This is a genomic window from Geminocystis sp. CENA526, assembly GCF_050753365.1.
Taxonomy (GTDB): Bacteria; Cyanobacteriota; Cyanobacteriia; order Cyanobacteriales; family Cyanobacteriaceae; genus Geminocystis.
Genome location: NZ_JBLZFY010000172.1, coordinates 1 through 5,351 on the forward strand (window position 1 = coordinate 1; position 5,351 = coordinate 5,351).

6 protein-coding genes and 1 tRNA gene are annotated in these 5,351 nt (G+C 33.7%); 2 read left to right on the top strand and 5 right to left on the bottom strand.

Annotated features, from left to right (window positions below; all coding sequences use genetic code 11):
• Window positions 1–57: 57 nt before the first annotated feature.
• The 5 genes from ACN4EE_RS21875 to ACN4EE_RS21895 all read right to left on the bottom strand — a co-directional run bounded on the left by ACN4EE_RS21875 (window position 58) and on the right by ACN4EE_RS21895 (window position 3,951).
• Window positions 58–879: a helix-turn-helix domain-containing protein gene (locus ACN4EE_RS21875; RefSeq protein ID WP_431708635.1), complete on the bottom strand. Its 822-nt coding sequence runs from the start codon at window positions 877–879 to the stop codon at window positions 58–60.
• Between the two features lie 156 nt (window positions 880–1,035).
• A complete protein-coding gene (locus tag ACN4EE_RS21880) occupies window positions 1,036–1,773 on the bottom strand; it encodes a pseudouridine synthase (RefSeq protein WP_431708636.1) in 738 nt (245 codons plus the stop codon).
• Window positions 1,774–1,865: 92 nt separating this feature from the next.
• A complete protein-coding gene (locus ACN4EE_RS21885; protein WP_431708637.1) occupies window positions 1,866–2,351 on the bottom strand; it encodes an MEKHLA domain-containing protein in 486 nt (161 codons plus the stop codon).
• Window positions 2,352–2,534: 183 nt separating this feature from the next.
• On the bottom strand, window positions 2,535–3,641 hold the full coding sequence (gene gcvT, locus ACN4EE_RS21890) for a glycine cleavage system aminomethyltransferase GcvT (RefSeq protein ID WP_431708638.1): 1,107 nt from the start codon (window positions 3,639–3,641) through the stop codon (window positions 2,535–2,537).
• Between the two features lie 118 nt (window positions 3,642–3,759).
• Entirely contained in the window at window positions 3,760–3,951 is a 192-nt protein-coding gene (locus ACN4EE_RS21895) for a tellurite resistance TerB family protein (RefSeq protein ID WP_431708639.1), read from the bottom strand.
• Between the two features lie 123 nt (window positions 3,952–4,074).
• Between ACN4EE_RS21895 and ACN4EE_RS21900 the strand changes: the two genes are divergently transcribed.
• Together ACN4EE_RS21900 and ACN4EE_RS21905 are read left to right on the top strand one after the other, a co-directional pair.
• The gene (locus ACN4EE_RS21900; RefSeq protein WP_431708640.1) at window positions 4,075–5,037 is read left to right on the top strand and encodes an aldo/keto reductase; all 963 of its coding nucleotides are present in this window, start codon (window positions 4,075–4,077) and stop codon (window positions 5,035–5,037) included.
• 97 nt (window positions 5,038–5,134) lie between these two features.
• Window positions 5,135–5,219: transfer RNA gene (locus tag ACN4EE_RS21905), tRNA-Leu, on the top strand.
• Window positions 5,220–5,351 lie beyond the last annotated feature (132 nt).

Genomic DNA, 5,351 nt, shown 5'->3' on the forward strand with positions numbered 1-5,351 from the left:
AGTCTCCCCCCTCCTCCCCCTCTTATCTTCATCATTTTATATCGAACTCAGGTTAGCTTACGATCGAGTTGGTAATTCAAAAGTATTTTCTTGTACTTGACCAGCTTTACCAAATTCTTGAGGTTTTTCACCGTTAACGCTTACCATTAAACCACCAGCATTTCCAGCGCGGATAGTAATTTTTTGTTTCCCTACCCATTCTTTTTCTGTGCCTTTGGTGAGGATACCCTCAAAAGTTGGTTTTCCATCCACCGTGACTCTTACCCAACAGTCATCTTTGAGAGTAACTTTAAGACTTAATTCATCAGGAGTGGGGGGTTTTTCTTCTTTTTTCTCCACAATAGGAATTACTTCGGGATTGTTATTCGCCGGAGGAGGAGGAGGAGGATTCGTGTTAGTTTCAATCACTTCTTTTTGGGGGATTTTTGTTTGAGTAAAAATCGATGATTCTAAAATAGCACTTAAACTTCTAATAGAAAATAATAAGATTAAAAAATAAAAAATATATAAATGTTTGGGCTTTATATTGAGATTAAGTCTAAAATTTGATGTTCTAAAATGATGTTGCTTGTGATTTGGTTTAGGATTTAATTCTACGGGAAAATTGACAGTTAATTTCGTTCCATTTAATTTAAGATAATCAGCATATTTTTTGATTAACTGCTTGGTAAAAACAGGCTCAGGTAAATGAGATAAATCTGCATTTTCAATCGCTTTTAATATACTTACAGGAATATGTAATTGATTTGAGATGATAGTTCGATCGAAATCTAATTCTTCAAGTTTATCTCTAATTAAGGTAGCAATATTATTTAATTCTTCTTGTCGAATTTGGTTATAATCAATGGTTTCAACAGGAGATTTTTTAAAAAAATTCATAATAACAAATATATCAAAAAGTTGCTAAAGTTTATAAAATTAATAAACAATATGTATAAAAAATAAAGTAATAATGAACAAATTTATATATAGAAATCAAGAATAATTAGGCAGAAATTAAAATTTATTAAATCATCTTAAATTATTGAGTAATTTTTAACTCTTAATTATTAATTCTTTTAACATGGTGATTTCTTCTTTCGTTAAATGACGATATTTTCCAGAGGATAAAGAACCAATTTTTAAGAAACCGATCGCTTTTCGATGTAAACTGATAACAGGATAACCAAAAAACTCCGCAATTTTACGAATTTGACGATTACGCCCTTCACGAAGTACTATTTCCATTTTAGTCTGATTATTATGTCTTTGAATGACGGTAATTTCTGCGGGGAGAGTTTGTTTTCCTTCCCACATAAATCCTTCCGACCATTGTTGTATAATTTTATTGGGAATATTACCCTTTACCGTGACAACATAGATTTTTTCTAAATGATAGCGAGGATGAGTTAAGTTTAGAGTTAATTCTCCATCATTGGTTAATAATAACGCTCCCGTAGAATTTCGATCGAGCCTCCCTACGGGATGTAAACCCTTCCCTTGTGCTAACTCAGGAGGTAATAAATCCATCACCGTTTTTCTTCCTTGGGGATCATCACAAGTACAAATGTAATCTTTAGGCTTATGGAGTAAAAGATACACTAAAGAAGGGCGAAAATTTTTATTGAATATTTTACCATCAATTTCGATCGAATCCTGAGAAGGATCAGCTTTATCTCCGAGTTGAATACTAACCCCATTAACCTTAACTCTCCCCTGAGAAATCATCGTTTCTGCTTCTCTACGGGATGCAACACCCCATTCTCGTAAAATTTTTTGGACTCTTTCACTCATAAGTTTCTTATTTAGGGGTTACTTAAACAGTCTTTTGATAAGGATAGTGAATAATTGTTAATTGTTAATTGTTAATTGTTAATTGTTAATTGTTAATTGTTAATTGTTAATTCTGATATATTTTCCCATTGAGAAAAAGTGGCAGATTGTCCACAAAATTCGCCATTTTTATCTTGTAAATTCCACACAGTTATATCTTTAATTAGATATTTTTTTCCTGTGCTAGAAATTCTGATACCTTGATAATTAGTCATATAACCCTTAGTAATAGTTTCTTCTAATAATTTTTGTCTTTCTTCTCTTAATAAAGGTTGAGTAGTTGTGCGAGAGGGAGTTTTCGTTAAAGTTTTCCAATCTATTTCCCATAATTTTAAACCTTTTTCATTACTATAATTATAAATTGGATCACGTTGGGTATCATGGGAATAAACTACTTTATCAGCATAAAATAAATTTTTTGCTTGAGTTAATTCATCCCCATTTCTGTCGATTAATTCTTTTCCTAATAGTTGATAATAACTATCTAAAATAATTTGTGTCCAATTAATAATTTCTGGTTTTTGCCAAATTTCACTCATCTTTTTTATCTTAATTTTATAATTAATAATTAAACCTTTATTGTTTAGTATTTATTCCTGTTTTTATAATGGATATACTTTTTTATCAAACCCTAAATAGTAGCAGATTAATGTAATCAAGAATTGCCTATTTTTTTTTGGGTTACGCTTCGCTAACTCAACCTACAATTTTATAATTAACAGTTATTTGTCTCGTTTATAAAAGGGTTTTTTTACAATGACAGCAGGATATAATTTCTCTCTAATTTCTACCATCAATTTTTGCCCAATTTTACTATAATTATAGGGTACATAACCTAGTGCGATCGCTTTATTTAAGGTAGGAGATAGTGTACCACTGGTAATTTTGCCGATGATTTGATTATCTACCAAAATGGGATAGTCGTGACGGGCAATATATTTGCCTTCCATTTCCATGGCAACTAGACGTTTTCTGACTTTTTCTTGTTTTTGGGTAACTAAAATTTCCTTACCGATGAAGTCATGATTAAAATTAACTACCCACCCTAAACCTGCTTCGAGGGGGGTTATTTCTTCATTCATGTCTTGCCCATATAAACCCATACTGGCTTCTAAACGTAGGGTATCACGACATCCTAAACCGCAGGGAGTAACGTTATTATTAACAAAATGTTGCCATAATTTTTGGGCAACGGAAGGGGGAGTCATTATTTCAAAACCATCCTCTCCTGTATAACCAGTACGCGCGATAAAAACTTTTTCCTCGTCTATATCTGTGGTGAGATGTCCAAAACTGGGAAGGTTGCTTAAGTCTTCTTTGACAAAAGGATTGAGATATTCTAGCGCCTGTTTTCCTTGTAAAGCAATTAAGGCTAATTCCTGAGAGTTGTCTTTTAATTCAACATCATGATTTTGTAAATTTTGCTTTAACCATGCCCAATCTTTTGCTGTAGTGGAGGCATTTACTATTAAAGTTCCCGATTCGATATTATCTTCATTTTTTCCTTGATAGTAGAAAATAATGTCGTCAATAATGCCCCCTTTATGGTTTAATAATACTGTATATTGGGCTTTTCCCTTCTCTAAAGTGGTTAAGTCTGATGGTACAAGATAGTTTAAGTTCGATCGAAGGTTTTTTCCTGATAACGAAAATTTCCCCATGTGAGAAATATCAAACATTCCCACTGATTCTCTCACGGCTTGATGTTCTTTTTTTAATCCACTATATTGTAAAGCCATTTCCCACCCTGCAAAGTCGGTAAATTTAGCCTTGCTTTTACAAGATAAAGAATGAAGAGGAGTCTGTTGTAAATTTGATGATTCTGTCACAGTGATTAAGAAGATAATTAGAGGTTAAATATTATTCCACTAATTTTAACTCACGATAGTTATTCTTTCATATTTGAGGAAGTTCGATCGAAATTCTGCATTCTTAATTTTCCATTCTTCATCCTTCTAATATCACTTCTCCATCTGTAACTTTTTGCTGTAATTCTCGCCAAAGTTGTGCTTCTTCAGGGGTAACAACATTATCTTCATAAATAGCCCTCTTTATCATCTCACTTTCAGCACGGGATAGTCGCCCATCGGCTAAAGCATTTTCAATCATTTTTTTGAGTTTGTTAATATCTTCTGTCATAATTTAGTCATGATTTTGATTTATTGCACAAACATTCTAGCTAAATTTTTGGAAAACGAAAATTATTTGTGAAAAATCTTGAAGAATTAAAAATGCAGAATTAAAAACTATTTATTATTCACTATGGAAAAAAGACAACTAGGCAACTCTGATATTTATATTACCCCAATTATTATGGGTACATGGCAAACGGGAAAAAGAATGTGGGTAGGCATTGAAGACGCTGAAAGTATTAAGGCGATTCGTCAGGCTGTTGAATCTGGTATTACCACGATCGATACGGCTGAGGTATATGGCGAGGGGCATTCAGAAAAAATTGTCGGGGAAGCCTTAAAGGATGTTAGAGACAAAGTTATTTATGCCACAAAAGTATTCGCAAATCATCTTAAATACGATGATGTCATCACCGCTTGTCATAATTCCCTGACAAATTTACAGACAGATTATATAGATTTATACCAGATTCACTGGCCTTCGGGTAGTTGGAATAGTGATATAGTACCCATAGAAGAAACCATGAGCGCCTTGAATGATTTGAAACAACAGGGTAAAATCAGATCGATCGGAGTATCAAACTTTTCTCGTGAACAGTTAGCCGAAGCCTTAGAATATGGAGAAATCGTAAGTATTCAGCCCCCTTATTCTTTGTTTTGGCGTGGAGTAGAAAAGAATATTCAACCCTATTGCATGGAAAAAAACATTTCCATATTAGCTTACTCTTCCCTAGCTCAAGGCATTTTAACAGGAAAATTCGGTACTAATCCCACATTTGCTGAAGGTGATCATCGCAAAAATAACCGCTTATTTCAACCCTCCCATTGGGAAAAAGTGCAAACCGCTTTAACTCAACTGCAACCCATAGCAGAAAAATATGACTGCACTCTAGCACAGTTATCGATCGCATGGTTAATTCGCCAACCCCAAACTAACGCCATTGTCGGTGCTAGAAATGAAAATCAAGTCAAAGGCAACGCCAAAGCCATAGAAGTTAATCTCACACAGGAAGATGTCATCAAAATTAGCGATATTGGCTATCAAGTCACCCAAGATTTAGACGATAACCCCGTGATGTGGAATTTTGATTAAGGTTTGCTCTGATTATCTTTTTTTTCCTTGCTTTTTTTTCTGAGGTTAGCTATAATAAATAAATGTGAGCAAAACACCGAAAAGCAAATTGCTTGACGGGGGTGTGGCGGAATGGTAGACGCTACGGACTTAAAATCCGTTGATCTTAATCGATCGTAAGAGTTCAAGTCTCTTCACCCCCATAGTTACTAAGCTATAGTTATCAGGATTTTTTGTGACATGATAACCAGTAGGTTGGGTTGAGGTAACGAAACCCAACAAAGCATCAAATTTCTGATAAAAAGAAGATAACATTATAATCCGTAGCAAAAAGA

Bases quoted from the DNA above. Each gene is read 5' to 3' on its own strand.
- ACN4EE_RS21875 (WP_431708635.1), bottom strand. From the start codon at position 879: ATGAATTTTTTTAAAAAATCTCCTGTTGAAACCATTGATTATAACCAA.
- ACN4EE_RS21880 (WP_431708636.1), bottom strand. From the start codon at position 1,773: ATGAGTGAAAGAGTCCAAAAAATTTTACGAGAATGGGGTGTTGCATCC.
- ACN4EE_RS21885 (WP_431708637.1), bottom strand. From the start codon at position 2,351: ATGAGTGAAATTTGGCAAAAACCAGAAATTATTAATTGGACACAAATT.
- ACN4EE_RS21895 (WP_431708639.1), bottom strand. From the start codon at position 3,951: ATGACAGAAGATATTAACAAACTCAAAAAAATGATTGAAAATGCTTTA.
- ACN4EE_RS21900 (WP_431708640.1), top strand. From the start codon at position 4,075: ATGGAAAAAAGACAACTAGGCAACTCTGATATTTATATTACCCCAATT.